This is a genomic window from Pseudomonas wadenswilerensis, from assembly GCF_024749185.1.
Taxonomy (GTDB): domain Bacteria; phylum Pseudomonadota; class Gammaproteobacteria; order Pseudomonadales; family Pseudomonadaceae; genus Aquipseudomonas; species Aquipseudomonas wadenswilerensis.
The window spans coordinates 5,214,985-5,240,008 of sequence record NZ_CP087191.1 but is presented as its reverse complement, the minus strand read 5'-3'; the positions used below and the strand labels follow the sequence as shown (position 1 = coordinate 5,240,008).

Genomic DNA, 25,024 nt, shown 5'->3' with positions numbered 1-25,024 from the left:
CTGGAGTGTCTAACAAGACCTTCTGGCAACAGAATTTCTTGACGACCATAGAGCATTGGAACCACCTGATCCCATCCCGAACTCAGCAGTGAAACGATGCATCGCCGATGGTAGTGTGGGGTTTCCCCATGTGAGAGTAGGTCATCGTCAAGATTAAATTCCGAAACCCCTATCTGCGTATGCAGGTAGGGGTTTTGTCTTTCTGGCATTTTCCTCTGTGCGCTCCTGCTGCCGCTCCCGCAACTCAGTTTTCTATGCAATCCCCACCTGCATGGCTATCATGCCCTCCTCATTGTGAGTCGAGATTGGCATGCTGAAGTTGTTGAAGCTCCTCAAGGATGGCCGGTTCCATTCCGGGCAAGACCTGGGCGCAGCCTTGGGCGTCAGTCGCGCCGCTGTCTGGAAGCAATTGCAGCTTCTTGAGGCTGAGCTGAACCTGCCCATTCATAAAGTCCGTGGCCGCGGCTATCAGTTGGCCACGCCGCTGTCGTTGCTGGAAGAGTCGGCATTAGCCGAGCTTTCCCAAGGTGAACAGTGGCCAGTGTTGATATTCGAATCCATCGACTCGACCAACGCCCAGGCCCTGCGCTCGATCAGCGAAGGCCAGGCTGCGCCGTTCCTGGTGCTGGCTGAGCGTCAGGCGGCCGGGCGTGGTCGGCGTGGCCGGCAGTGGGTCAGCCCATTCGCGGAAAACCTGTACTACAGCCTGGTGCTACGTATTGAAGGCGGCATGCGCCAGCTGGAAGGTTTGAGCCTTGTGGTTGGCCTGGCGGTAATGCGTACGCTGCAGGCCTTTGGTGTTGCCAGCGCGGGACTGAAATGGCCGAATGATGTTCTGGTAAACAATCAGAAAATCGCTGGCATCCTCCTGGAGCTGGTTGGAGATCCCGCGGACGTCTGTCACGTCGTGCTGGGGGTTGGTATCAACGTCAACATGCAGGTCAACGAGCAGATCGATCAGCTGTGGACGTCTGTGCGTCGTGAGACAGGGGTGGCAGTCGATCGTAATAAGCTGGTGGCTGCGCTCAGTCAGAACCTGCAGCAGGATCTGCAGCGCCATCGGCAATCCGGTTTCGCCGCGTTCCAGGCCGAATGGGAACAATCCCATCTGTGGCAGGGGGCTGCGGTGTCCCTGATTGCCGGAGTCAACCGGATTGACGGAATTGTTCTAGGCATTGACCGGCAAGGGGCGTTGCGCCTCGAGGTTGATGGTGTTGAGAAGAGCTTTAGCGGTGGTGAGCTCAGTTTGAGGTTGCGTGATGATTCTTGAGCTCGATTGTGGCAACAGCTTTATCAAGTGGCGGGTAATCCATGCTGCGCAGGGTGCTGTGGCTGCCGGCGGCATAGTGGACTCCGATCAGGCCCTGGTAGCGGCTGTCATGGCGCTCCCTGAGGCGCCCAGGCGCTGCCGCCTGGTCAGTGTCAGAAGTGAAGAGGAGACTGCCGGTCTTTCGGCGCTGCTCGCTCAGCACTTTGGCCTGAATGTTGTGGTGGCGCAGCCGGCCAAAGAGGTCTGTGGCGTGCGTAATGGTTACGAAGACTTCCAGCGCCTTGGCCTGGATCGTTGGCTTGCGCTCCTGGGGGGGTATCACTTGGCGGGCGGCGCTTGCCTGGTCATGGATTTTGGTACGGCGGCCAAGGCCGACTTCGTATCTGCCGACGGCGAGCATCTGGGTGGTTTCATTTGCCCGGGCATGCCGTTGATGCGCAGTCAGCTGCGTACCCACACCCGGCGTATCCGCTATGACGATGCTTCGGCTGAACGGGCATTGTCGAGCCTGGCGCCTGGGCGTTCTACTGTCGAGGCGGTGGAGCGTGGTTGCGTGCATATGCTGCAGGGCTTTGTTCGCTCGCAGCTCGAATACGCTCAGGGACTGTGGGGTGATGATTTCACCGTGCTGCTAACCGGGGGCGATGCGCTCCTGGTGCAGGAGACCGCGCCACAGGCCCGGGTGGTGCCGGACCTGGTGTTCGTTGGTCTGGCCATGGCTTGTCCCCTGGATTGAGGTGCCTATGCGTTGGTTGTTTCTGTTGTTGGTGGTGCTCAATGTCTTTTATTACGTCTGGCACCAGCAGGAAGCGCCGTTGAAGGCCAAGGAAGTGGCGCCGTTGTCGCTGTATAAGGGAAATCAGCAGGATATTCGTCTGCTGAGCGAGTCGAGCAAGGGTAAAACGGCGCCCGAGCGTGGCCAGGAATGCCTCTACGTAGGCGGCCTGGCGGGCCAGGATCAGGTAAAGGCACTGCGTCAGCGCTTGCTGACCCTGGATATTGCTGCTGTTCCGGTGACCGGCCGCCTGGGTGATAGCACTGGTTTGTGGCTGCAGGTCGCGCCCCAGAGCCAGCGTTTGCTGGACCAAACCGTGCTTGGGACACTTTCCCATGATTTCAAAGACTTAAAACATAAAATAATGTTGTGCGAGGGTATTGCAACTGGCGAATAGCTTGATAGAATGGCGCCCGCTTCACAGGGAACACCACTCAGGTGGTAGAGCTGGAGGCGGTGTCAAAGCAGCTAAGTTTCAGATTTGATTGAAAAAATTTGAAAAAGCGCTTGACACTGGATCGGCTTCTGCATAGAATGCCGGCCAAATCTGGAGGGATTCCCGAGCGGTCAAAGGGGACGGACTGTAAATCCGTTGCGAGAGCTTCGAAGGTTCGAATCCTTCTCCCTCCACCAGTTTTAGCGAGAGCCGCAAGCTCCGCGGGTATAGTTTAGTGGTAGAACCTCAGCCTTCCAAGCTGATGATGCGGGTTCGATTCCCGCTACCCGCTCCAAGTTTACGGTTGTTGCACAGTGTTACGCTCTTGTAGCTCAGTTGGTAGAGCACACCCTTGGTAAGGGTGAGGTCAGCGGTTCAAATCCGCTCAAGAGCTCCATATAACTAAGGCAGATATGAAAATATCTGCCTTTGTTTTAATGGTCGTATTGACTTGCTTATTTCTTCTTGCTGAGGATTGTCTCGATGGCTAAGGAAAAGTTCGATCGTAGTCTGCCGCACGTGAACGTCGGCACCATTGGTCACGTCGACCATGGCAAGACCACGCTGACCGCAGCGCTGACCCGCGTCTGCTCCGAAGTTTTCGGTTCGGCCGTTGTTGACTTCGACAAGATCGACAGCGCTCCAGAAGAGAAAGCTCGCGGTATCACCATCAACACCGCACACGTCGAGTACAACTCGAAGATTCGTCACTACGCTCACGTCGACTGCCCAGGTCACGCTGACTACGTGAAGAACATGATCACCGGTGCTGCCCAGATGGACGGCGCGATCCTGGTTTGCTCGGCCGCCGATGGTCCGATGCCACAAACCCGTGAGCACATCCTGCTGTCTCGTCAGGTTGGCGTTCCGTACATCGTGGTCTTCCTGAACAAGGCTGACCTGGTAGACGACGCTGAGCTGCTGGAACTGGTCGAGATGGAAGTTCGCGACCTGCTGTCCACCTATGACTTCCCAGGCGACGACACTCCGATCATCATCGGTTCGGCTCGTATGGCGCTGGAAGGCAAAGACGACAACGAAATGGGCACCACCGCTGTCAAGAAGCTGGTTGAGACTCTGGATGCCTACATCCCAGAGCCTGAGCGCGCTATCGACAAGCCGTTCCTGATGCCAATCGAAGACGTATTCTCGATCTCGGGTCGTGGTACCGTTGTTACCGGTCGTATCGAGCGTGGTATCGTCCGCGTTCAAGACGCCCTGGAAATCGTTGGTCTGCGTGACACCACCACCACCACCTGCACCGGTGTTGAGATGTTCCGCAAGCTGCTGGACGAAGGTCGTGCTGGCGAGAACTGCGGCGTGCTGCTGCGCGGCACCAAGCGTGACGACGTTGAGCGTGGCCAGGTTCTGGTCAAGCCAGGTTCGGTCAAGCCGCACACCAAGTTCACCGCAGAAGTTTACGTTCTGAGCAAGGAAGAAGGCGGCCGTCATACTCCGTTCTTCAAAGGCTACCGTCCACAGTTCTACTTCCGTACTACTGACGTGACTGGTAACTGCGAGCTGCCAGAAGGCGTTGAAATGGTAATGCCAGGTGACAACATTCAAATGACTGTTACCCTGATCAAGACCATCGCGATGGAAGACGGTCTGCGTTTCGCTATCCGTGAAGGCGGTCGTACCGTCGGTGCTGGTGTCGTAGCAAAGATTATCGAATAAGTAGTTGATTTCTCTCGATCAGGCCGACATAATGGTCGGCCTGATAAGCTTTTAGGTCAGTAGCTCAATTGGCAGAGCGACGGTCTCCAAAACCGTAGGTTGGGGGTTCGATTCCCTCCTGACCTGCCAGATTCACCTCGTGTGTCTGGCTTTCTTTTCACAGGATTTTCCTAGATGACTCCCAAGGCTGAAGCCCAAGACTCTCGTTTTGATCTGCTCAAGTGGCTGGCTGTTGTCGCTTTGGTAGTCGTTGGTGTTGTGGGTAACCAGTATTACTCCGCCTCGCCGATTCTGTATCGCGTACTTGCACTGCTTGCTCTTGCTGCTGTAGCTGGCTTCGTTGCCCTGCAGACTGCCAAAGGCAAGTCGTTCTTTGCGCTGGCAAAGGAAGCTCGCACCGAGATTCGTAAAGTCGTATGGCCAACCCGCCAAGAAACCACGCAGACCACGCTCATCGTAGTGGCGGTTGTCCTGGTTATGGCGTTGCTGCTGTGGGGTCTCGACTCCCTGCTGGGTTGGTTGATTTCCTTGATTGTTGGCTAAGGGTGTCCCGTGGCTAAGCGTTGGTACGTTGTGCATGCTTACTCGGGTTACGAGAAGCATGTAATGCGCTCGCTGATCGAGCGCGTAAAGCTGGCTGGCATGGAAGATGGCTTCGGCGAGATTCTGGTCCCCACTGAAGAAGTGGTTGAGATGCGCAATGGCCAGAAGCGCAAAAGCGAGCGTAAGTTCTTCCCGGGTTATGTGCTGGTCCAAATGGACATGAACGAAGGGACTTGGCACTTGGTCAAGGATACTCCTCGTGTCATGGGCTTCATCGGTGGTACTGCAGACAAGCCTGCACCCATCACCGACAAAGAAGCTGAAGCCATTCTGCGTCGCGTTGCCGATGGCAGCGATAAGCCGAAGCCGAAGACTTTGTTCGAGCCGGGCGAAGTGGTCCGCGTTATCGACGGTCCGTTCGCTGATTTCAACGGTACCGTTGAAGAAGTTAACTACGAGAAGAGCCGGATCCAAGTGGCCGTGCTTATTTTCGGTCGCTCTACCCCGGTAGAGCTCGAGTTCAGCCAGGTCGAGAAGGTCTAGCCGAACAAAGCATCCCATACCCCGCAGCCCTATGTGCTGCGGGGTTTTGTCGTCACTGGGATAAAACGCAAGTAATCCGGGGAGCCTTCAGGCGTTCGTACCCGATATTGGAGTAGCTCATGGCTAAGAAGATTCAGGCTTACATCAAGCTGCAAGTAAAGGCCGGCCAGGCCAACCCAAGCCCACCCGTTGGTCCAGCACTGGGTCAACACGGTGTGAACATCATGGAATTCTGCAAGGCCTTCAACGCCCGTACTCAGGGTCAAGAAGCCGGTCTGCCGACTCCTGTGATCATCACTGTTTACAGTGACCGCAGCTTCACCTTCGAAACCAAAAGCACCCCTGCTTCGGTTCTGCTGAAGAAAGCAGCTGGCCTGACCAGCGGTTCTGCACGTCCGAACACCGTTAAAGTCGGTACTGTGACCCGTGCTCAGCTGGAAGAGATCGCCAAGACCAAACAGGCTGATCTGACTGCTGCTGACATGGATGCAGCCGTGCGAACCATCGCCGGTTCTGCTCGCAGCATGGGCCTCAACGTGGAGGGTGTGTAATGGCTAAGCTGACCAAGCGCCAAAAGGCCATTGCTTCGAAAATCGAAGCAGGCAAAGTCTACAACTTCGAAGACGCAGCAGTGCTGCTGGCCGAACTGTCCACCGTGAAGTTCAGCGAATCCTTCGACGTTGCTGTCAACCTCGGTGTTGACCCACGTAAATCCGACCAGGTCGTTCGTAGCGCTACCGTGCTGCCACACGGCACTGGCAAGACCGTACGTGTAGCTGTCTTCACCCAGGGTCCTGCTGCTGAAGCCGCTCTGGCTGCCGGCGCTGACCGCGTTGGTATGGACGATCTGGCTGCCGAAATGAAAGGCGGCGACCTGAACTATGACGTCGTTATTGCTTCCCCGGACGCAATGCGTGTTGTAGGTCAGCTGGGTCAGGTTCTGGGTCCTCGCGGCCTGATGCCTAACCCGAAAGTCGGTACCGTAACTCCAGACGTAGCCACCGCGGTTAAAAACGCCAAGGCTGGTCAGGTTCGTTATCGCACCGACAAAAACGGCATCATCCACACCTCCGTTGGCAAAGTCGGCTTTGAAGCTGGCAAGCTGAAGGAAAACGTTGAAGCCCTGATCGCTGATCTGAAGCGCATCAAGCCAGCTTCCTCGAAAGGTATCTACGTCAAGCGCGTTACCCTGAGCACCACCATGGGCCCAGGTCTGGTCATCGACCAGAGCTCGCTGAACGCGTAAGACAAAACCCGGTGCGAGCGATCGCACCAGGTTGAAAAAATTGGGGTCCCTGCCTGGCGGGGGCTATCCAAGACCGTAGGCGACGCAAGTCTTAAACCACAAGCCTACGCAGATGGTGCCCCTGGTTCCTTACCGAATCAGACACCAAAACGACATCCGGCTCCGGCTGGATGAAACGGTAACAAGCAGGAGTTTTACCCGTGGCAATTAAACTCGAAGACAAGAAGGCCATCGTCGCTGAAGTCAACGAGGCTGCCAAAGTCGCTCTGTCTGCTGTCGTGGCTGATGCCCGTGGCGTGACTGTAGGCGCAATGACCGGACTCCGTAAAGAGGCTCGTGAAGCTGGCGTTTACGTACGTGTTGTACGTAACACCCTGCTCAAGCGCGCTGTTGCTGACACTGAATTCAGTGTCCTCAACGACGCCTTCACTGGCCCTACCCTGATCGCATTCTCCAACGAACACCCGGGCGCTGCTGCCCGTCTGTTCGCAGAATTCGCCAAGGGTCAGAGCAAGTTCGAGATCAAGGCAGCTGCGTTCGACGGCAAGTTCCTTGCCGCAAACCAGATCGACGTGTTGGCTTCCCTGCCGACCCGCGACGAGGCCATTGCGAAGCTGATGAGCGTGATCCAAGGCGCTACCAGCAAGCTGGCTCGTACTTTGGCAGCCGTTCGCGACCAGAAAGAAGCTGCTGCAGCCTAAGGCGCAGAAAGCACTTTCGAAATCATACGTTTAATTTGATGGCTGCGTAGGCTGTCACCCCAATACAGGATTTAAGTCATGTCTCTGACTAACGAGCAAATCATCGAAGCAATCGGCCAGAAAACCGTTCTGGAAGTTGTTGAGCTGATCAAAGCAATGGAAGAAACCTTCGGTGTTACCGCTGCTGTTGCCGCTGCCGGCCCAGCTGCTGCCGCTGCCGTTGTTGAAGAACAAACCGAGTTCAACGTTGTTCTGGTTGCCGCTGGCGACAAGAAAGTAAACGTGATCAAGGCTGTTCGTGAACTGACCGGCCTGGGCCTGAAAGAAGCCAAGGAAAAGGTTGATACCGCTCCTCAGGTTGTTGCTGAAGGCGTTTCGAAAGAAGCCGCTGACAAAGCTAAAGCTGACCTGGAAGCAGCAGGCGCTACCGTCGAACTGAAGTAATTTCGACTGTGCGTCTCCAGCCCGAGCGATAAGCGAAAGGCTGATGGCTGGTGGCTCTTGCCACCGGCCTTTTTCCGTTATTGGCAGCTGACCAGGTCGGCGCCGATAACGAGCTGCAACCACCAATGATGGTGGCGCAAACCATGGGGTTTGCACGATTTTCTGGCTGCTCCCGTCGGGAGAAGCCAAACAAGCAGGTGACCAAGCTGGGGAACGCTGATGGCTTACTCATACACTGAGAAAAAACGTATCCGCAAGGACTTTAGCAAGTTGCCGGACGTCATGGATGTGCCTTACCTCCTGGCCATCCAGCTGGATTCGTATCGTGAATTCTTGCAAGCGGGAGCGACCAAAGATCAGTTCCGCGACGTGGGCCTGCATGCGGCCTTCAAATCGGTTTTCCCGATCATCAGCTACTCCGGCAATGCTGCCCTGGAGTACGTTGGCTATCGTCTGGGCGAACCGGCTTTTGATGTCAAAGAATGCGTACTGCGTGGCGTGACCTATGCGGTTCCGCTGCGGGTAAAAGTCCGCCTGATCATTTTCGACAAAGAGTCGTCGAACAAAGCGATCAAGGACATCAAAGAGCAAGAAGTCTACATGGGTGAAATTCCCCTGATGACTGAAAACGGTACCTTCGTAATCAACGGTACCGAGCGTGTTATCGTTTCCCAGCTGCACCGTTCGCCGGGCGTGTTCTTCGATCACGACCGCGGCAAGACGCACAGCTCTGGCAAACTGCTGTACTCGGCGCGGATCATTCCTTACCGCGGTTCGTGGCTGGACTTCGAGTTCGATCCGAAAGACTGTGTATTCGTCCGTATCGACCGTCGTCGTAAACTGCCTGCGTCGGTTCTGCTGCGCGCGCTGGGCTACAGCACTGAAGAAGTGCTGGATGCTTTCTACACCACCAACGTGTTCCACGTGTCGGGCGAGAAGCTCAGCCTGGAGCTGGTGCCTCAGCGCCTGCGTGGTGAAGTTGCGGTCATGGATATTCATGACGAAACCGGCAAGGTCATTGTCGAGCAAGGTCGTCGTATCACCGCTCGCCACATCAACCAGCTGGAAAAAGCTGGCGTCAAGCAGCTGGACGTTCCGCTGGAATACGTCCTGGGCCGCACTACCGCCAAGGCGATCGTGCACCCGGCTACCGGCGAGATCCTGGCTGAGTGCAACACCGAGCTGACCACCGACGCCCTGGTGAAGATCGCCAAGGCTCAGGTTGTTCGCATCGAGACCCTGTACACCAACGACATCGACTGCGGTCCGTTCATCTCGGATACCCTGAAGATCGACTCCACCAGCAACCAACTGGAAGCGCTGGTCGAGATCTATCGCATGATGCGTCCTGGCGAGCCGCCAACCAAGGATGCCGCCGAGACCCTGTTCAACAACCTGTTCTTCAGCGCCGAACGTTACGACCTGTCGGCCGTTGGCCGCATGAAGTTCAACCGTCGTATCGGTCGTACCGAGATCGAAGGTTCGGGCGTGCTGAGCAAGGAAGATATCGTCGAGGTCCTCAAGACCCTGGTCGACATCCGTAACGGCAAAGGTATCGTCGACGACATCGACCATCTGGGTAACCGTCGCGTCCGTTGTGTCGGCGAGATGGCCGAGAACCAGTTCCGCGTTGGCCTGGTGCGTGTAGAGCGCGCGGTCAAAGAGCGTCTGTCGATGGCTGAAAGCGAAGGCCTGATGCCTCAGGACCTGATCAACGCCAAGCCGGTTGCGGCGGCGGTGAAAGAGTTCTTCGGCTCCAGCCAGCTCTCGCAGTTCATGGACCAGAACAACCCGCTGTCCGAGATCACCCACAAGCGTCGTGTCTCCGCACTCGGCCCTGGTGGTCTGACCCGTGAGCGCGCAGGCTTCGAAGTCCGTGACGTACACCCGACCCACTACGGCCGTGTGTGCCCGATCGAGACCCCTGAAGGTCCGAACATCGGTCTGATCAACTCCCTGGCTGCGTACGCTCGCACCAACCAGTACGGCTTCCTGGAAAGCCCGTACCGCGTGGTGAAAGAAGGCGTGGTTACCGACGACATCGTGTTCCTGTCGGCGATCGAAGAAGCTGATCACGTCATCGCCCAGGCTTCGGCCACGATGAACGAGAAGAAGCACCTGATCGACGAGCTGGTAGCTGTTCGTCACCTGAACGAATTCACCGTCAAGGCGCCGGAAGACGTCACCCTGATGGACGTTTCGCCGAAGCAGGTAGTTTCGGTTGCAGCGTCGCTGATTCCGTTCCTCGAGCACGACGACGCCAACCGTGCGTTGATGGGTTCGAACATGCAGCGTCAGGCTGTACCAACCCTGCGCGCCGACAAGCCGCTGGTCGGTACCGGCATGGAGCGCAACGTTGCCCGTGACTCCGGCGTTTGCGTCGTGGCCCGTCGTGGTGGCGTGATCGACTCCGTCGATGCCAGCCGTATCGTTGTTCGCGTTGCCGATGACGAAGTTGAAACCGGTGAAGCCGGTGTCGACATCTACAACCTGACCAAGTACACCCGTTCGAACCAGAACACCTGCATCAACCAGCGTCCGCTGGTGAACAAGGGTGACGCGGTTCAGCGTGGCGACATCATGGCCGACGGCCCGTCCACCGATATGGGTGAACTGGCACTGGGTCAGAACATGCGCATCGCGTTCATGGCGTGGAACGGCTTCAACTTCGAAGACTCCATCTGCCTGTCCGAGCGTGTGGTTCAGGAAGACCGCTTCACCACGATCCACATCCAGGAACTGACCTGTGTGGCCCGTGACACCAAGCTTGGCCCAGAGGAAATCACCGCGGACATCCCGAACGTCGGTGAAGCTGCGCTGAACAAGCTGGACGAAGCCGGTATCGTCTATGTTGGTGCTGAAGTTGGCGCTGGCGACATCCTGGTCGGCAAGGTCACGCCAAAAGGCGAAACCCAGCTGACTCCGGAAGAAAAACTGCTGCGCGCGATCTTCGGTGAGAAGGCCAGCGACGTTAAAGACACCTCCCTGCGCGTGCCTACCGGCACCAAAGGTACTGTCATCGACGTACAGGTCTTCACCCGTGATGGCGTCGAGCGCGACAGCCGTGCGCTGTCCATCGAGAAGATGCAGCTGGACGAGATCCGCAAGGACCTCAACGAAGAGTTCCGCATCGTCGAAGGCGCAACCTTCGAGCGTCTGCGTTCGGCCCTGAACGGCCAGGTTGTCGACGGTGGTGCAGGCCTGAAGAAAGGCACTGTGATCACCAACGAAGTCCTGGACGGTCTGGAGCACGGCCAGTGGTTCAAACTGCGCATGGCCGAAGACGCGCTGAACGAGCAGCTCGAGAAGGCCCAGGCCTACATCGTTGATCGTCGCCGTCTGCTGGACGACAAGTTCGAAGACAAGAAGCGCAAGCTGCAGCAGGGCGATGACCTGGCACCGGGCGTACTGAAGATCGTCAAGGTCTACCTGGCAATCCGTCGTCGCATCCAGCCGGGCGACAAGATGGCCGGTCGTCACGGTAACAAAGGTGTGGTCTCGGTGATCATGCCGGTCGAAGACATGCCGCACGACGCCAACGGTACTCCGGTCGACGTGGTACTCAACCCGCTGGGTGTACCATCGCGTATGAACGTTGGTCAGATCCTCGAAACCCACCTGGGCCTGGCGGCCAAAGGTCTGGGCGAGAAGATCAACCGCATGCTCGAAGAGCAGCGCAAGGTCATCGAGCTGCGCAAGTTCCTCACCGAGATCTACAACGAGATCGGTGGTCGTCAGGAAGAGCTGGAGACTTTCTCCGACCAGGAGATCCTGGACCTGGCGAAGAACCTCAAAGGCGGTGTGCCAATGGCCACTCCAGTCTTCGACGGTGCCAAGGAAAGCGAGATCAAGGCCATGCTGAAACTGGCAGACATGCCAGAAAGCGGTCAGATGCAGCTGTTCGACGGTCGTACTGGTAACAAGTTCGAGCGTCATGTGACCGTTGGTTACATGTACATGCTCAAGCTGAACCACTTGGTGGACGACAAGATGCACGCGCGTTCCACTGGTTCTTACAGCCTGGTTACCCAGCAGCCGCTGGGTGGTAAGGCGCAGTTCGGTGGTCAGCGTTTCGGGGAGATGGAAGTGTGGGCGCTGGAAGCATACGGCGCGGCATACACCCTGCAAGAAATGCTCACAGTGAAGTCGGACGATGTGAACGGTCGGACCAAGATGTACAAAAACATCGTGGACGGCGATCACCGTATGGAGCCGGGCATGCCCGAGTCCTTCAACGTGTTGATCAAAGAGATTCGTTCGCTCGGTATCGATATCGATCTGGAAACCGAATAACACGTGACGCGAATCGGGAGCGTGGCTGAAAAGCCCGCTCCCTGCTCCGCCAGGAGGAAAGGCCTTGAAAGACCTACTGAATTTGCTGAAAAACCAGGGTCAAGTCGAAGAGTTCGACGCCATCCGTATCGGATTGGCCTCGCCTGAGATGATCCGTTCGTGGTCGTTCGGTGAAGTTAAAAAACCGGAAACCATCAACTACCGTACGTTCAAGCCTGAGCGTGACGGCCTGTTCTGCGCCAAGATCTTTGGCCCAGTCAAGGACTACGAGTGCCTGTGCGGTAAGTACAAGCGCCTGAAACACCGCGGCGTGATCTGCGAGAAGTGCGGCGTTGAAGTCGCCCTGGCCAAGGTTCGTCGTGAGCGCATGGCGCACATCGAACTGGCTTCGCCGGTTGCCCACATCTGGTTCCTGAAATCGCTGCCGTCGCGTATCGGCCTGCTGATGGACATGACCCTGCGTGATATCGAGCGCGTTCTCTACTTCGAGAGCTATGTCGTTATCGACCCGGGCATGACCACCCTGGAAAAAGGCCAGCTGCTCAACGACGAGCAGTACTTCGAAGCGCTGGAAGAGTTCGGTGACGACTTCGACGCCCGCATGGGTGCCGAGGCTGTCCGCGAGCTGCTGCACGCTATCGACCTGGAGCACGAGATCGGTCGCCTGCGCGAAGAGATTCCGCAGACCAACTCGGAAACCAAGATCAAGAAGCTGTCCAAGCGTCTGAAACTGATGGAGGCCTTCCAGGGCTCGGGCAACCTGCCTGAGTGGATGGTCCTGACCGTTCTGCCGGTTCTGCCGCCAGACCTGCGTCCATTGGTTCCGCTGGATGGCGGTCGCTTCGCGACTTCCGACCTGAACGACCTGTATCGTCGGGTGATCAACCGTAACAACCGTCTGAAGCGCCTGCTCGACCTGTCCGCGCCGGACATCATCGTGCGCAACGAAAAGCGCATGCTGCAGGAAGCGGTCGACGCCTTGCTGGATAACGGCCGTCGCGGTCGTGCCATCACCGGCTCGAACAAGCGTCCTCTGAAGTCCCTGGCCGACATGATCAAGGGTAAGCAAGGTCGTTTCCGTCAGAACTTGCTCGGTAAGCGTGTTGACTACTCCGGCCGTTCGGTAATTACCGTAGGTCCGACCCTGCGTCTGCACCAGTGCGGTCTGCCGAAGAAGATGGCTCTCGAGCTGTTCAAGCCGTTCATTTTCGGCAAGCTGGAAATGCGTGGTCTGGCGACCACCATCAAGGCCGCCAAGAAAATGGTCGAGCGTGAGCTGCCAGAGGTTTGGGACGTTCTCGCCGAAGTGATTCGCGAACACCCCGTACTGCTCAACCGTGCACCGACCCTTCACCGTCTGGGCATCCAGGCGTTTGAACCGGTACTGATCGAAGGTAAGGCTATCCAGCTGCACCCGTTGGTCTGTGCTGCGTACAACGCCGACTTCGACGGTGACCAGATGGCCGTTCACGTGCCGCTGACGCTGGAAGCCCAGCTCGAAGCGCGCGCGCTGATGATGTCGACCAACAACATCCTGTCGCCAGCCAACGGTGAGCCAATCATCGTTCCGTCGCAGGACGTTGTACTGGGTCTGTACTACATGACCCGTGAAGCCATCAACGCCAAGGGCGAAGGTCGCGTATTCGCTGACCTGCAGGAAGTCGACCGGGTATTCCGTGCCGGCGAAGCTGCCCTGCACGCCAAGATCAAGGTTCGTATCAACGAAACCGTAAACGATCGTGATGGCGGCAGCGTCAAGAACACCCGTATCGTCGACACCACTGTCGGCCGTGCACTGCTGTTCCAGGTTGTTCCACCAGGTCTGTCGTACGACGTGGTCAACCAGCCAATGAAGAAAAAGGCGATCTCCAAGCTGATCAACCAGTGCTACCGCGTGGTTGGTCTGAAAGAGACCGTGATCTTCGCTGACCAGCTGATGTATACCGGTTTTGCCTACTCGACCATCTCCGGCGTTTCCATCGGTGTTAACGACTTCGTTATCCCGGATGAAAAAGCCCGCATCATCGGTGCTGCCACCGACGAAGTGAAAGAGATCGAGAGCCAGTACGCCTCCGGCCTGGTAACCCAGGGCGAGAAGTACAACAAAGTCATCGACTTGTGGTCCAAGGCGAACGACGAAGTTTCCAAGGCGATGATGGCCAACCTCTCGAAAGAGAAGGTCATCGACCGCAATGGCGACGAAGTCGAGCAAGAGTCCTTCAACTCGATGTACATGATGGCTGACTCCGGTGCCCGGGGTTCGGCAGCTCAGATTCGTCAGCTGGCCGGTATGCGTGGTCTGATGGCCAAGCCGGACGGCTCGATCATCGAGACGCCGATCACCGCGAACTTCCGTGAAGGTCTGAGCGTACTCCAGTACTTCATCTCGACTCACGGTGCTCGTAAGGGTCTTGCGGATACCGCGTTGAAAACCGCGAACTCCGGTTACCTGACTCGTCGTCTGGTAGACGTTGCCCAGGATCTGGTCGTGACCGAGATCGACTGCGGCACCGAGCAAGGCCTGCTGATGACGCCGCACATTGAAGGCGGCGACGTTGTAGAGCCGCTGGGTGAGCGTGTACTGGGTCGTGTTATCGCCCGTGACGTGTTCAAGCCAGGCACCGACGACGTTATCGTTCCGGCCGGTACCCTGGTCGACGAGAAGTGGGTCGAGTTCATCGAGCTGAACAGCATCGACGAAGTGATCGTGCGTTCGCCGATCAGCTGCGAAACCCGCTACGGCATCTGCGCCAAGTGCTACGGTCGTGACCTGGCGCGTGGTCACCAGGTGAACATCGGTGAAGCGGTCGGCGTTATCGCTGCCCAGTCGATCGGTGAGCCGGGTACCCAGCTGACCATGCGTACATTCCACATCGGTGGTGCTGCAAGCCGGACCTCGGCTGCCGACAGCGTCCAGGTGAAGAACGGCGGTATGGTTCGCCTGCATAACCTGAAGCACGTTGAGCGTGCCGACCGTAACCTGGTCGCCGTATCGCGTTCCGGTGAGTTGGCGATTGCCGACGAATTCGGTCGTGAGCGCGAGCGTTACAAGCTGCCTTACGGTGCGGTCATTTCGGTGAAGGAAGGCGACAAGGTCGACGCTGGCGCAATCGTCGCCAAGTGGGACCCGCACACCCACCCGATCGTTACCGAGATGAAAGGTACCGTGACCTTCGTGGGCATGGAAGAAGGCATCACCATCAAGCGTCAGACTGACGAATTGACTGGTTTGACCAACATTGAAGTTCTGGACGTCAAAGACCGTCCGGCTGCAGGCAAGGAAATCCGTCCTGCAATCAAGATGGTCGACGCCAATGGCAAGGATCTGCTGCTGCCAGGTACCGACGTACCGGCTCAGTACTTCCTGCCAGCCAACGCCCTGGTCGGTGTGGCTGACGGTGCCCAGATTGGCGTCGGTGACGTTATCGCGCGTATCCCGCAAGAAACGTCGAAGACCCGTGACATCACCGGTGGTCTGCCGCGGGTTGCCGACTTGTTCGAAGCCCGTCGTCCGAAAGAAGCCTCGATTCTGGCTGAAGTCAGCGGCACCATCGCCTTCGGTAAAGAGACCAAGGGCAAGCGCCGTCTGGTCATCACCCCGAACGACGGTAGCGATCCGTACGAAGAGCTGATTCCAAAGTGGCGTCACCTGAACGTCTTCGAAGGCGAGCAAGTGAACCGCGGCGAAGTTATCTCCGACGGTCCGAGCGATCCGCACGACATCCTGCGTCTGCTGGGTGTCAGCGCGCTGGCCAAGTACATCGTCAACGAGATTCAGGACGTTTACCGTCTGCAAGGCGTTAAGATCAACGACAAGCACATCGAAACCATCCTGCGTCAGATGCTGCGCAAGGTCGAGATTGCCGAGTCGGGTGACTCCAGCTTCATCAAGGGCGACCAGATGGAACTGACCCATGTACTGGTAGAGAACGAGCGCCTTGGCGCGGAAGACAAGTTTGTCTCCAAGTTCACTCGCGTACTGCTGGGTATCACCAAGGCCTCGCTGTCCACCGAATCGTTCATCTCGGCGGCTTCCTTCCAGGAAACCACTCGAGTACTGACCGAAGCGGCGGTAACCGGCAAGCGCGATTACCTGCGCGGCCTGAAAGAAAACGTGGTCGTGGGTCGTCTGATCCCGGCCGGTACCGGTCTGGCCTACCACAGCGAGCGCAAGCGTCGCCGTGATGCCGACAAACCGCTGCGCGTAAGTGCCAGTGAGGTGGAAGCCGCACTGACCGAAGCGCTGAATTCCAGCGGTAACTGAAAGTAGGATAGGGCCCCGGCAAACCTGTTTTGGTCATTGGCGACATAATTTGTTGCCGATGACCGGAAGGGGAGGGCCGGGGCCTTGTCTTGACTGGGGGCAAGATCCTCTTTAGACTCTTGTACCCCTAAATTTGGTGGGACTCCGTCCTGCCAATTTTTGCTTTTCTTGCAAGACAATAGCGTCGCAAGACAACAGTGGAGCTAGTAGATGGCAACTATCAACCAGCTGGTACGTCAGCCGCGTAAGCGTATCGTCGAGAAATCCGACGTTCCTGCGCTGCAGAACTGCCCGCAACGTCGTGGCGTGTGCACCCGTGTGTACACCACCACGCCGAAAAAACCTAACTCGGCACTGCGTAAAGTTTGCCGTGTGCGTCTGACCAACGGTTTCGAGGTTTCCTCGTACATCGGCGGTGAAGGCCACAACCTGCAAGAGCACAGCGTCGTCCTGATTCGTGGCGGCCGTGTAAAAGACTTGCCAGGTGTTCGTTACCACACCGTTCGCGGCTCCCTGGATACCTCCGGCGTCAAAGGTCGTAACCAAGGTCGTTCGAAGTACGGTACCAAGCGTCCGAAGTAATCGGCCGTTTGCAGCAGTTTGCAGTTATTCATTTTATTGAGTCGATAAGAGTAAGGTCGGGCACGCACCCTTAGGAGGCACTGTCCCGGGCTAACCTGAAGACCGTTTGAGGGCTTATCAATGCCAAGACGTCGTGTAGCAGCCAAGCGTGAGATTCTGGACGATCCAAAATACGGAAGCCAGATCCTCGCCAAGTTCATGAACCACGTGATGGAAAGCGGCAAGAAAGCCGTTGCCGAGCGTATCGTTTACGGTGCGCTGGACAAGGTCAAAGAACGCAAGAACAGCGATCCCCTGGAAATCTTCGAGAAAGCTCTCGACGCCATCGCTCCGCTGGTCGAAGTTAAGTCGCGCCGTGTTGGCGGTGCCACTTACCAGGTTCCTGTTGAAGTTCGTCCATCCCGTCGTAACGCCCTGGCAATGCGCTGGTTGGTAGACTACGCCCGCAAGCGTGGCGAGAAGTCCATGGCTCTGCGCCTGGCCGGCGAGCTGCTGGATGCTGCTGAAGGCAAGGGTGCTGCAGTCAAGAAGCGTGAAGACGTACACCGTATGGCCGAAGCCAACAAAGCGTTCTCGCACTACCGCTTCTAATTCAGGCATCACTATTTTTGCGAGGGCTCTATGGCTCGTACTACACCAATCAACCGCTACCGTAACATTGGTATTTGCGCGCACGTTGACGCGGGCAAAACTACCACTACCGAGCGGATCCTGTTCTACACAGGCCTGAGCCACAAGATGGGCGAGGTGCATGACGGCGCCGCGACCACCGACTGGATGGTGCAGGAGCAGGAGCGGGGTATTACCATTACCTCCGCTGCTGTCACCACCTTCTGGAAGGGCTCCAAAGGTCAGTATGACAACTATCGCGTAAACGTCATCGATACCCCCGGCCACGTTGACTTCACCATTGAAGTAGAACGTTCGCTGCGCGTACTCGACGGCGCGGTCGTTGTTTTCTGCGGCACCTCCGGTGTTGAGCCTCAGTCCGAAACCGTATGGCGTCAAGCCAACAAATACGGCGTTCCACGTGTTGTTTACGTGAACAAGATGGACCGTGCTGGCGCCAACTTCCTGCGCGTCGTAGGTCAGATCAAGAACCGTCTGGGTCACACCCCGGTTCCTGTTCAGCTGGCCATCGGTTCGGAAGATAACTTCCAGGGTCAGGTCGACCTGATCAAGATGAAGGCTATCTACTGGAACGACGACGACAAAGGCACTACCTACCGTGAGGAAGAAATTCCTGCGGACATGCTCGAGCTGGCCGAAGAATGGCGCGCGAACATGGTAGAAGCTGCTGCCGAAGCCAACGAAGAGCTGATGAACAAGTACCTTGAAGAAGGTGAGCTGTCGGTCGAAGAGATCAAAGCCGGTCTGCGTGCGCGCACCCTGGCCAGCGAGATCGTTCCGGCCGTCTGCGGTTCGTCGTTCAAGAACAAGGGTGTTCCCCTGGTTCTCGACGCCGTTATCGACTTCCTGCCTGCTCCGACCGAGATTCCTGCGATCAAGGGTATTCACCCTGACCTGATCGAGAAGCCGAAGGACGAGCTGGTCGAGGCTGACTACGACGAGCGTCACGCCGACGACAACGAGCCGTTCTCGGCTCTGGCGTTCAAGATTGCTACCGACCCGTTCGTGGGTACCCTGACTTTCGTGCGCGTTTACTCGGGCATGCTGCAGTCTGGCGACTCCGTGATCAACTCGGTCAAAGGCAAGAAAGAGCGCGTTGGTCGTATGGTGCAGATGCACGCCAACCAGCGTGAAGAGATCAAAGAAGTACTGGCAGGCGACATCGCTGCTCTGATCGGCATGAAGGACGTCACCACTGGTGACACCCTGTGCAACGCCGACAAGCCGATCATCCTCGAGCGTATGGACTTCCCGGAGCCTGTGATCTCGGTTGCTGTTGAGCCGAAGACCAAGCAAGACCAGGAAAAGATGGGTATCGCACTGGGCAAGCTGGCTCAGGAAGACCCGTCGTTCCGCGTCAAGACCGACGAAGAAACCGGCCAGACCATCATCTCCGGTATGGGCGAGCTTCACCTGGACATCCTCGTTGACCGCATGAAGCGCGAGTTCAACGTCGAAGCCAACATCGGTAAGCCGCAGGTTTCGTACCGCGAGCAGATCACCAAGGACAACGTCGAGATCGAAGGTAAGTTCGTTCGTCAGTCCGGTGGTCGCGGTCAGTTCGGTCACTGCTGGATTCGCTTCTCGCAGCCAACAGTGGACGCACAAGGCAACATCACCGAAGGCCTGGAATTCACCAACGAGGTTGTAGGTGGTGTGGTTCCTAAGGAATACATCCCGGCGATCCAGAAGGGTATCGAAGAGCAGATGAAGAACGGCATTGTTGCCGGCTATCCGCTGATCGGCCTGAAGGCAACCGTGTTTGATGGTTCCTACCACGACGTCGACTCCAACGAGATGGCGTTCAAGGTGGCGGCCTCCATGGCGACCAAGCAACTGGCTGCCAAAGGCGGCGGTAAAGTGCTTGAGCCGATCATGAAGGTAGAAGTTGTGACCCCTGAGGACTACATGGGTGACGTGATGGGTGACCTGAACCGTCGTCGTGGTCTGATCCAGGGTATGGAAGATTCGGTGTCCGGCAAGGTTGTCCGTGCTGAAGTTCCGCTCGGAGAAATGTTCGGTTATGCGACCGACGTTCGTTCCATGTCTCAGGGTCGCGCGAGCTACTCCATGGAATTCTCCAAATACGCCGAAGCTCCGTCGAATATCGTCGAAGCACTCGTTAAAAAACAAGGCTAATCCAGCCCTTTAGGCAAGAGGTTCACTGTCGTGGCTAAAGAAAAATTTGATCGTTCCCTTCCGCACGTCAACGTTGGCACCATCGGTCACGTTGACCACGGTAAAACCACTCTGACCGCAGCTCTGACTCGCGTCTGCTCCGAAGTTTTCGGTTCGGCCGTTGTTGACTTCGACAAGATCGACAGCGCTCCAGAAGAGAAAGCTCGCGGTATCACCATCAACACCGCACACGTCGAGTACAACTCGAAGATTCGTCACTACGCTCACGTCGACTGCCCAGGTCACGCTGACTACGTGAAGAACATGATCACCGGTGCTGCCCAGATGGACGGCGCGATCCTGGTTTGCTCGGCCGCCGATGGTCCGATGCCACAAACCCGTGAGCACATCCTGCTGTCCCGTCAGGTTGGCGTTCCGTACATCGTGGTCTTCCTGAACAAGGCTGACCTGGTAGACGACGCTGAGCTGCTGGAACTGGTCGAGATGGAAGTTCGCGACCTGCTGTCCACCTATGACTTCCCAGGCGACGACACTCCGATCATCATCGGTTCGGCTCGTATGGCGCTGGAAGGCAAAGACGACAACGAAATGGGCACCACCGCTGTCAAGAAGCTGGTTGAGACTCTGGATGCCTACATCCCAGAGCCTGAGCGCGCTATCGACAAGCCGTTCCTGATGCCAATCGAAGACGTATTCTCGATCTCGGGTCGTGGTACCGTTGTTACCGGTCGTATCGAGCGTGGTATCGTCCGCGTTCAAGACGCCCTGGAAATCGTTGGTCTGCGTGACACCACCACCACCACCTGCACCGGTGTTGAGATGTTCCGCAAGCTGCTGGACGAAGGTCGTGCTGGCGAGAACTGCGGCGTGCTGCTGCGCGGCACCAAGCGTGACGACGTTGAGCGTGGCCAGGTTCTGGTCAAGCCAGGTTCGGTCAAGCCGCACACCAAGTTCACCGCAGAAGTTTACGTTCTGAGCAAGGAAGAAGGCGGCCGTCATACTCCGTTCTTCAAAGGCTACCGTCCACAGTTCTACTTCCGTACTACTGACGTGACTGGTAACTGCGAGCTGCCAGAAGGCGTTGAAATGGTAATGCCAGGTGACAACATTCAAATGACTGTTACCCTGATCAAGACCATCGCGATGGAAGACGGTCTGCGTTTCGCTATCCGTGAAGGCGGTCGTACCGTCGGCGCCGGCGTCGTAGCCAAAATCATCGAGTAATCGTTGATCGCTTAAAAAGGCCCCCGCTCAGCGGGGGCTTTTTTATTGGGTTGACACTCAGTGGGGCCCTCTATAGAATCACGCCTCCTTTTAACGGGCGTAGTGCGCCCGGTGGGAATAGCAGCCTGGAGTCTGAAATCCAATGCAAAATCAGCAAATCCGTATCAGGTTGAAGGCTTTTGACCATCGCCTGATCGACCAATCCACCCAGGAAATCGTGGAAACCGCGAAACGTACTGGTGCTCAAGTGCGTGGTCCAATTCCACTGCCTACCCGTAAAGAGCGGTTCACCGTTCTGGTCTCCCCGCACGTCAACAAAGACGCGCGTGACCAGTACGAGATCCGTACTCATAAGCGCGTTCTGGACATCGTCCAGCCAACGGATAAAACCGTTGATGCTCTTATGAAGCTTGATCTTGCGGCCGGTGTGGAAGTGCAGATCAGCCTCGGCTAAGACACGGTCTTAGTCGTGTAACGCTCTGAAATGGGCGGCCATAGCGGGTGAAAGCCCCGTACACTCATGAGGTTTACAACATGACTATTGGTGTAGTCGGTCGTAAATGCGGTATGACCCGTATTTTCACCGAAGAAGGTGTCTCCATTCCGGTCACGGTCATTGAGATCGAGCCGAATCGCGTCACCCAGTTCAAAACTGAAGAAACCGATGGCTATCGTGCAGTGCAAGTCACTGTCGGTGAGCGTCGCGCTTCGCGTGTGACTGCTGCTCAAGCTGGTCACTTCGCCAAGGCGAACGTTGCCGCGGGTCGCGGTGTCTGGGAATTCCGCCTTGAAGAAGGTGAGTTCCAGGCCGGTGATTCGATCAACGCTGAAATCTTCGCTGCAGGTCAGCTGGTAGACGTTACCGGCCAGTCCAAGGGTAAAGGCTTTGCCGGTACCATCAAGCGTTGGAATTTCCGCGGTCAAGATAACACCCACGGTAACTCCGTCTCCCACCGCGTCCCGGGCTCTATCGGCCAGTGCCAGACTCCTGGTCGTGTATTCAAGGGCAAGAAAATGTCCGGTCACATGGGCGCCGAGCGCGTGACCGTTCAGTCCCTCGAAGTAGTGCGCGTCGACGCTGAACGCAATCTGTTGCTGGTCAAGGGTGCCGTTCCAGGCGCAACTGGCAGCGATCTGGTTGTGCGTCCGGCTGCCAAGGCTCGCGGTTAAGGGGAAGCTGACATGCAACTAAATGTAAATGACGCTCAAGCGATCGAAGTTTCCGAACTGACTTTCGGCGGCGAATTCAACGAGACGCTGGTACACCAAGCAGTCGTGGCCTATATGGCCGGCGGCCGTCAAGGCACCAAGCAGCAGAAAACCCGTTCCGACGTTGCTGGTGGCGGTAAGCGCCCATGGCGTCAGAAAGGCACTGGCCGTGCTCGTGCCGGTACTATCCGTAGCCCAATCTGGCGTGGCGGTGGTACCACTTTCGCAGCTCGTCCTCAGGATCACTCGCAGAAGCTCAACAAGAAGATGTACCGCGCAGCAATGCGTTCCATCCTCGCTGAGCTGGTGCGTACCGACCGTCTGGTCGTGGTTCAGGACTTTGCTGTTGAAGCACCGAAAACCAAAGATCTGCTGAACAAGCTGAACGGCATGGGTCTGAGCGACGTACTGATCGTTTCGGACGCTGTTGATCAGAACCTGTACCTGGCTGCTCGTAACCTGCCGCACGTCGACGTACGTGACGTACAGGGTTCCGATCCGGTCAGTCTGATCGCATACGACAAAGTGTTGATCACTGTGTCGGCCGTGAAGAAATTCGAGGAGCTGCTGGGATGAACCAGGAACGCGTATTTAAAGTCCTCCTTGGCCCGCATGTTTCCGAGAAGGCTACCGTTCTGGCTGAGAAAAAAGGCCAGTTCGTATTCAAGGTTGCTACTGACGCAACCAAGCTGGAAATCAAGAAAGCTGTCGAAGGCCTGTTCGGCGTAAAAGTCGAAAACGTGTCGACTGTAAACGTTCTGGGTAAAACCAAGCGTACCGCACGTGGTCTGGGCAAGCGCAATGACTGGAAGAAAGCGATCGTTTCGCTTCAGCCAGGCCAAGATCTCGATTTCAGCAGCAGTGCTGAGTAAGGAAGGGGTGCATCATGGCAATCGTTAAATGCAAACCGACTTCCCCTGGCCGCCGTTTCGTGGTCAAGGTGGTCAACAAGGAGCTGCATAAAGGCGCTCCTCACGCACCGCTGCTCGAGAAGAAATCGAAGTCTGGTGGTCGTAACAACAATGGCCGTATCACTACTCGTCACGTAGGTGGTGGTCATAAGCAGCATTACCGTATGGTCGATTTCCGTCGCAACGACAAAGATGGCATCGTCGCCACTGTCGAGCGTATCGAATACGATCCAAACCGTACTGCTCACATCGCACTGCTGTGCTACGCAGACGGCGAGCGCCGCTACATCATCGCCCCTAAAGGCGTTGCTGCTGGCGACCAGCTGATCGCAGGCGCTCTGGCTCCAATCAAGCCAGGCAACTCCCTGCAACTGCGCAACATCCCAGTGGGTAGCACCATTCACGGCATCGAACTGAAGCCGGGCAAAGGTGCACAGATCGCTCGTTCCGCTGGTGCTTCGGCTCAGCTGATCGCTCGCGAAGGTGTCTATGTGACCCTGCGTCTGCGCTCTGGTGAAATGCGTAAAGTCCTGGCTGAATGCCGTGCGACCCTGGGTGAAGTCTCGAACTCCGAGCACAGCCTGCGTTCGCTGGGTAAAGCCGGTGCCAAACGCTGGCGTGGCGTTCGCCCAACCGTTCGTGGTGTTGCCATGAACCCGGTTGACCACCCACATGGTGGTGGTGAAGGTCGTACCTCCGGTGGTCGTCATCCGGTATCGCCATGGGGCTTCCCGACTAAGGGCGCGAAGACTCGTGGTAATAAGCGTACCGACAACATGATCGTCCGTCGTCGCAAGTAAATAGAGGGATACGACAGTGCCACGTTCTCTGAAAAAAGGTCCTTTTATCGATCTTCACCTACTGAAGAAGATCGAAGTGGCGGCGGAAAAGAACGATCGCAAACCAGTTAAGACCTGGTCGCGCCGTTCCATGATCCTGCCACAAATGGTCGGTCTGACCATCGCGGTACACAACGGTCGCCAACACGTCCCAGTTCTCGTGAACGAAGACATGGTCGGCCATAAACTGGGCGAGTTTGCCGGTACCCGCACTTATCGTGGGCACGTGGCTGACAAGAAAGCCAAGCGTTAAGGGGTAAGGAAATGGAAGTAGCCGCTAAGTTGTCGGGCGCTCGAATCTCCGCCCAGAAAGCCCGCTTGGTCGCCGACCAGATCCGCGGGAAGAAGGTGGGCGAAGCGCTCAACCTGTTGGCTTTCAGCAGCAAAAAAGCCGCTGAAATCATGAAGAAAGTCCTCGAGTCGGCCGTAGCCAACGCCGAGCATAACGAAGGCGCAGACGTTGATGACCTGAAGGTCTCCACCGTTTTCGTCAACGAAGGGCGTTCGCTGAAGCGCATCATGCCGCGTGCCAAAGGCCGCGCTGATCGCATCGTCAAGCGGTCTTGCCATATCACTGTCAAGGTTGCGGACAAGTAACGGAGTCGATCAGATGGGTCAGAAAGTACATCCCACTGGCATTCGCCTGGGAATCGTCAAGGAGCACACCTCCGTCTGGTACGCAGACGGTCGGACTTATGCGGACTATTTGCTCGCAGATCTGAATGTGCGTGAGTACCTCCAAGACAAACTAAAAAGCGCGTCCGTTAGCCGTATCGATATCCATCGTCCGGCCCAAACTGCACGCATCACCATCCACACCGCTCGTCCAGGTATCGTTATCGGGAAGAAAGGTGAAGATGTTGAGAAACTGCGTCAGGACCTGACCAAGCAAATGGGTGTGCCTGTGCACATCAACATCGAAGAGATCCGCAAGCCGGAACTCGACGGTATGCTGGTAGCTCAGAGCGTAGCTCAGCAGCTGGAGCGTCGTGTGATGTTCCGTCGCGCCATGAAGCGCGCCGTACAGAACGCCATGCGCATTGGTGCCAAAGGCATCAAGATCCAAGTGAGCGGTCGTCTCGGCGGTGCTGAAATCGCACGTACTGAATGGTATCGCGAAGGTCGTGTGCCGCTGCACACCCTGCGTGCCGATATCGACTATGCCACCTACGAAGCTCACACCACTTACGGTGTGATCGGTGTGAAGGTTTGGATTTTCAAAGGCGAAGTAATTGGTGGTCGCCAAGAAGAACTGAAACCACAAGCACCAGCGCCTCGTAAAAAAGCTGCTAAGTAAG

Annotated in this window: 24 protein-coding genes, 4 tRNA genes and 1 rRNA gene; all 29 read left to right on the top strand. The window is 56.9% G+C overall.

What is annotated here, in order from left to right; all coding sequences use genetic code 11:
* Positions 1-37 precede the first annotated feature (37 nt).
* Positions 38-153 (top strand): 5S ribosomal RNA (gene rrf, locus LOY45_RS24110).
* Positions 154-310: 157 nt separating this feature from the next.
* On the top strand, positions 311-1,270 hold the full coding sequence (gene birA / locus LOY45_RS24105; protein WP_258578466.1) for a bifunctional biotin--[acetyl-CoA-carboxylase] ligase/biotin operon repressor BirA: 960 nt from the start codon (positions 311-313) through the stop codon (positions 1,268-1,270).
* Positions 1,260-2,006, top strand: coding sequence for a pantothenate kinase (locus tag LOY45_RS24100; RefSeq protein ID WP_115085062.1), 747 nt, complete (start codon positions 1,260-1,262; stop codon positions 2,004-2,006). Before birA ends, LOY45_RS24100 begins: the two co-directional genes overlap by 11 nt.
* 7 nt (positions 2,007-2,013) lie before the next feature.
* Positions 2,014-2,442, top strand: coding sequence for a hypothetical protein (locus LOY45_RS24095; RefSeq protein ID WP_258578465.1), 429 nt, complete (start codon positions 2,014-2,016; stop codon positions 2,440-2,442).
* 152 nt (positions 2,443-2,594) lie between these two features.
* Positions 2,595-2,678: transfer RNA gene (locus tag LOY45_RS24090), tRNA-Tyr, on the top strand.
* Between the two features lie 24 nt (positions 2,679-2,702).
* Positions 2,703-2,776: transfer RNA gene (locus tag LOY45_RS24085), tRNA-Gly, on the top strand.
* Between the two features lie 26 nt (positions 2,777-2,802).
* Positions 2,803-2,878 (top strand) — tRNA-Thr (locus LOY45_RS24080).
* A gap of 86 nt (positions 2,879-2,964) precedes the next feature.
* Positions 2,965-4,158, top strand: a complete 1,194-nt coding sequence (gene tuf, locus LOY45_RS24075) for an elongation factor Tu (protein ID WP_115085064.1) — start codon at positions 2,965-2,967, stop codon at positions 4,156-4,158.
* 53 nt (positions 4,159-4,211) lie between these two features.
* Positions 4,212-4,287, top strand: a tRNA-Trp gene (locus LOY45_RS24070).
* A 45-nt stretch (positions 4,288-4,332) separates the two neighbouring features.
* Positions 4,333-4,701 (top strand): preprotein translocase subunit SecE, encoded by a 369-nt coding sequence (gene secE, locus LOY45_RS24065; protein ID WP_045202238.1) that lies wholly within the window; start codon positions 4,333-4,335, stop codon positions 4,699-4,701.
* 9 nt (positions 4,702-4,710) lie between these two features.
* Complete coding sequence (nusG, locus tag LOY45_RS24060) at positions 4,711-5,244, top strand: transcription termination/antitermination protein NusG (protein WP_010220294.1); 534 nt, start codon at positions 4,711-4,713, stop codon at positions 5,242-5,244.
* A 119-nt stretch (positions 5,245-5,363) separates the two neighbouring features.
* Complete coding sequence (rplK, locus tag LOY45_RS24055) at positions 5,364-5,795, top strand: 50S ribosomal protein L11 (protein WP_115085065.1); 432 nt, start codon at positions 5,364-5,366, stop codon at positions 5,793-5,795.
* Positions 5,795-6,490 carry a 50S ribosomal protein L1 gene (gene rplA / locus LOY45_RS24050; RefSeq protein ID WP_038606147.1) on the top strand — a complete coding sequence of 232 codons (696 nt, stop codon included), beginning with the start codon at positions 5,795-5,797 and terminating at the stop codon, positions 6,488-6,490. The genes rplK and rplA overlap by 1 nt, the downstream gene beginning before the upstream one ends.
* 200 nt (positions 6,491-6,690) lie before the next feature.
* On the top strand, positions 6,691-7,191 hold the full coding sequence (gene rplJ / locus LOY45_RS24045; RefSeq protein WP_045190247.1) for a 50S ribosomal protein L10: 501 nt from the start codon (positions 6,691-6,693) through the stop codon (positions 7,189-7,191).
* A 78-nt stretch (positions 7,192-7,269) separates the two neighbouring features.
* Positions 7,270-7,635 carry a 50S ribosomal protein L7/L12 gene (rplL, locus tag LOY45_RS24040; protein ID WP_043861936.1) on the top strand — a complete coding sequence of 122 codons (366 nt, stop codon included), beginning with the start codon at positions 7,270-7,272 and terminating at the stop codon, positions 7,633-7,635.
* A gap of 219 nt (positions 7,636-7,854) precedes the next feature.
* Complete coding sequence (rpoB, locus tag LOY45_RS24035; protein ID WP_115085066.1) at positions 7,855-11,928, top strand: DNA-directed RNA polymerase subunit beta; 4,074 nt, start codon at positions 7,855-7,857, stop codon at positions 11,926-11,928.
* Between the two features lie 64 nt (positions 11,929-11,992).
* Positions 11,993-16,192: a DNA-directed RNA polymerase subunit beta' gene (rpoC, locus tag LOY45_RS24030; protein ID WP_115085067.1), complete on the top strand. Its 4,200-nt coding sequence runs from the start codon at positions 11,993-11,995 to the stop codon at positions 16,190-16,192.
* 210 nt (positions 16,193-16,402) lie between these two features.
* Positions 16,403-16,774 (top strand): 30S ribosomal protein S12, encoded by a 372-nt coding sequence (gene rpsL, locus LOY45_RS24025; protein ID WP_003186084.1) that lies wholly within the window; start codon positions 16,403-16,405, stop codon positions 16,772-16,774.
* A 120-nt stretch (positions 16,775-16,894) separates the two neighbouring features.
* Positions 16,895-17,365, top strand: coding sequence for a 30S ribosomal protein S7 (rpsG, locus tag LOY45_RS24020; RefSeq protein ID WP_008089143.1), 471 nt, complete (start codon positions 16,895-16,897; stop codon positions 17,363-17,365).
* A gap of 30 nt (positions 17,366-17,395) precedes the next feature.
* Positions 17,396-19,543: an elongation factor G gene (fusA, locus tag LOY45_RS24015; RefSeq protein ID WP_115085068.1), complete on the top strand. Its 2,148-nt coding sequence runs from the start codon at positions 17,396-17,398 to the stop codon at positions 19,541-19,543.
* Between the two features lie 30 nt (positions 19,544-19,573).
* A complete protein-coding gene (tuf, locus tag LOY45_RS24010; protein WP_115085064.1) occupies positions 19,574-20,767 on the top strand; it encodes an elongation factor Tu in 1,194 nt (397 codons plus the stop codon).
* 142 nt (positions 20,768-20,909) lie between these two features.
* Entirely contained in the window at positions 20,910-21,221 is a 312-nt protein-coding gene (rpsJ, locus tag LOY45_RS24005; RefSeq protein WP_003186070.1) for a 30S ribosomal protein S10, read from the top strand.
* An 80-nt stretch (positions 21,222-21,301) separates the two neighbouring features.
* Entirely contained in the window at positions 21,302-21,937 is a 636-nt protein-coding gene (gene rplC, locus LOY45_RS24000; protein ID WP_010220304.1) for a 50S ribosomal protein L3, read from the top strand.
* A gap of 12 nt (positions 21,938-21,949) precedes the next feature.
* Positions 21,950-22,552 carry a 50S ribosomal protein L4 gene (rplD, locus tag LOY45_RS23995; protein ID WP_010220305.1) on the top strand — a complete coding sequence of 201 codons (603 nt, stop codon included), beginning with the start codon at positions 21,950-21,952 and terminating at the stop codon, positions 22,550-22,552.
* The gene (rplW, locus tag LOY45_RS23990) at positions 22,549-22,848 is read left to right on the top strand and encodes a 50S ribosomal protein L23 (RefSeq protein ID WP_010220306.1); all 300 of its coding nucleotides are present in this window, start codon (positions 22,549-22,551) and stop codon (positions 22,846-22,848) included. The genes rplD and rplW overlap by 4 nt, the downstream gene beginning before the upstream one ends.
* Before the next feature lie 14 nt (positions 22,849-22,862).
* Positions 22,863-23,687 (top strand): 50S ribosomal protein L2, encoded by an 825-nt coding sequence (gene rplB, locus LOY45_RS23985; protein WP_038606161.1) that lies wholly within the window; start codon positions 22,863-22,865, stop codon positions 23,685-23,687.
* Positions 23,688-23,703: 16 nt separating this feature from the next.
* Positions 23,704-23,979: a 30S ribosomal protein S19 gene (rpsS, locus tag LOY45_RS23980; RefSeq protein WP_002555486.1), complete on the top strand. Its 276-nt coding sequence runs from the start codon at positions 23,704-23,706 to the stop codon at positions 23,977-23,979.
* A gap of 11 nt (positions 23,980-23,990) precedes the next feature.
* Positions 23,991-24,323, top strand: coding sequence for a 50S ribosomal protein L22 (gene rplV / locus LOY45_RS23975; RefSeq protein ID WP_003103908.1), 333 nt, complete (start codon positions 23,991-23,993; stop codon positions 24,321-24,323).
* A gap of 13 nt (positions 24,324-24,336) precedes the next feature.
* Positions 24,337-25,023 carry a 30S ribosomal protein S3 gene (gene rpsC / locus LOY45_RS23970; RefSeq protein ID WP_010220308.1) on the top strand — a complete coding sequence of 229 codons (687 nt, stop codon included), beginning with the start codon at positions 24,337-24,339 and terminating at the stop codon, positions 25,021-25,023.
* Position 25,024: the final 1 nt, after the last annotated feature.

What these genes read in the sequence shown, in the direction of transcription:
- birA (WP_258578466.1), top strand. Translation starts at nt 311, where the DNA reads ATGCTGAAGTTGTTGAAGCTCCTCAAGGATGGCCGGTTCCATTCCGGG.
- LOY45_RS24100 (WP_115085062.1), top strand. Translation starts at nt 1,260, where the DNA reads ATGATTCTTGAGCTCGATTGTGGCAACAGCTTTATCAAGTGGCGGGTA.
- LOY45_RS24095 (WP_258578465.1), top strand. Translation starts at nt 2,014, where the DNA reads ATGCGTTGGTTGTTTCTGTTGTTGGTGGTGCTCAATGTCTTTTATTAC.
- tuf (WP_115085064.1), top strand. Translation starts at nt 2,965, where the DNA reads ATGGCTAAGGAAAAGTTCGATCGTAGTCTGCCGCACGTGAACGTCGGC.
- secE (WP_045202238.1), top strand. Translation starts at nt 4,333, where the DNA reads ATGACTCCCAAGGCTGAAGCCCAAGACTCTCGTTTTGATCTGCTCAAG.
- rplK (WP_115085065.1), top strand. Translation starts at nt 5,364, where the DNA reads ATGGCTAAGAAGATTCAGGCTTACATCAAGCTGCAAGTAAAGGCCGGC.
- rplA (WP_038606147.1), top strand. Translation starts at nt 5,795, where the DNA reads ATGGCTAAGCTGACCAAGCGCCAAAAGGCCATTGCTTCGAAAATCGAA.
- rplL (WP_043861936.1), top strand. Translation starts at nt 7,270, where the DNA reads ATGTCTCTGACTAACGAGCAAATCATCGAAGCAATCGGCCAGAAAACC.
- rpoB (WP_115085066.1), top strand. Translation starts at nt 7,855, where the DNA reads ATGGCTTACTCATACACTGAGAAAAAACGTATCCGCAAGGACTTTAGC.
- rpsL (WP_003186084.1), top strand. Translation starts at nt 16,403, where the DNA reads ATGGCAACTATCAACCAGCTGGTACGTCAGCCGCGTAAGCGTATCGTC.
- rpsG (WP_008089143.1), top strand. Translation starts at nt 16,895, where the DNA reads ATGCCAAGACGTCGTGTAGCAGCCAAGCGTGAGATTCTGGACGATCCA.
- fusA (WP_115085068.1), top strand. Translation starts at nt 17,396, where the DNA reads ATGGCTCGTACTACACCAATCAACCGCTACCGTAACATTGGTATTTGC.
- rpsJ (WP_003186070.1), top strand. Translation starts at nt 20,910, where the DNA reads ATGCAAAATCAGCAAATCCGTATCAGGTTGAAGGCTTTTGACCATCGC.
- rplC (WP_010220304.1), top strand. Translation starts at nt 21,302, where the DNA reads ATGACTATTGGTGTAGTCGGTCGTAAATGCGGTATGACCCGTATTTTC.
- rplD (WP_010220305.1), top strand. Translation starts at nt 21,950, where the DNA reads ATGCAACTAAATGTAAATGACGCTCAAGCGATCGAAGTTTCCGAACTG.
- rplW (WP_010220306.1), top strand. Translation starts at nt 22,549, where the DNA reads ATGAACCAGGAACGCGTATTTAAAGTCCTCCTTGGCCCGCATGTTTCC.
- rplB (WP_038606161.1), top strand. Translation starts at nt 22,863, where the DNA reads ATGGCAATCGTTAAATGCAAACCGACTTCCCCTGGCCGCCGTTTCGTG.
- rplV (WP_003103908.1), top strand. Translation starts at nt 23,991, where the DNA reads ATGGAAGTAGCCGCTAAGTTGTCGGGCGCTCGAATCTCCGCCCAGAAA.
- rpsC (WP_010220308.1), top strand. Translation starts at nt 24,337, where the DNA reads ATGGGTCAGAAAGTACATCCCACTGGCATTCGCCTGGGAATCGTCAAG.